This is a genomic window from Chromohalobacter sp. HP20-39 (assembly GCF_033052815.1).
Classification (GTDB): Bacteria; Pseudomonadota; Gammaproteobacteria; order Pseudomonadales; family Halomonadaceae; genus Chromohalobacter.
Genome location: NZ_JAWHTP010000031.1, coordinates 1 through 916, shown reverse-complemented (window position 1 = coordinate 916; position 916 = coordinate 1). Strand labels below are relative to the sequence as shown.

The window sequence follows — 916 nt, the reverse complement described above, 5'->3', positions numbered from 1 at the left end:
CTTTCACCGAACTCCCGGACCGCGCGGAGACCGGCACCGCCACTGGCATGGGCCACCTGGTCGAGCCGGACACGATTGACGTTTCGCACGGCGCCATCCTGTATCTCGAAGATGTGACGGTGCGCTTTGGCGGCTTTCGCGCGCTGAACGCGCTCACGCTGTCGATTGACCACGGCGAGCTGCGCTGCATCATCGGCCCCAACGGCGCCGGCAAGACCACGATGATGGACGTGATCACCGGCAAGACCGGGCCGCGCAACGCCGATGTGACGGGCCGCGTCTTCCTCGGCCAGAGCATCGACCTGCTGCGCCTGACCGAGCCGCGTATCGCGCAGATCGGCATCGGCCGCAAGTTCCAGAAGCCCACGGTGTTCGAGCAGCACACCGTGTGGGAAAACCTGGAGCTGGCGATGAAGGCTGACAAGCGCTGGTGGGTGTCGCTGCGCGCGCGCCTGCTGAACGACGGCCGCCAGCGCATCGAAGAAACGCTCGGCCGTATTCACCTGGAGGCGGAAGCGTATCGGCCCGCCGGGCTGCTCTCGCATGGCCAGAAGCAGCGGCTGGAGATCGGCATGTTGCTGATGCAACAGCCGCAACTGCTGCTGCTCGACGAGCCCGTCGCCGGCATGACGGATGAAGAGACGATGCAGCTTGCCACGCTGCTCAACGGCCTGCGCGGCTCATGCTCGATCATGGTGGTGGAGCACGACATAGAGTTCGTTGCCGCGCTGGCGGGGGAGACGGGGCGCGTGACCGTGCTGGCGGAAGGCAGCGTCCTGGCCGAAGGCACGCTCGATGCCGTCAAGCGTGACGAGCGCGTGATCGAATCCTACCTAGGGCGCTGACATGCTGACCATTGCTCAACTGAACCAGTTCTACGGCGGCAGCCACATCCTGCGCAATGTCAGCTTCGAGG

The 916-nt window shown here is 65.4% G+C and carries 1 protein-coding gene; it reads left to right on the top strand.

The annotated features are described in order from the left end of the window. Positions 1–47 precede the first annotated feature (47 nt). Complete coding sequence (gene urtD / locus RVY79_RS16650; protein WP_317465589.1) at positions 48–845, top strand: urea ABC transporter ATP-binding protein UrtD; 798 nt, start codon at positions 48–50, stop codon at positions 843–845. Positions 846–916 lie beyond the last annotated feature (71 nt).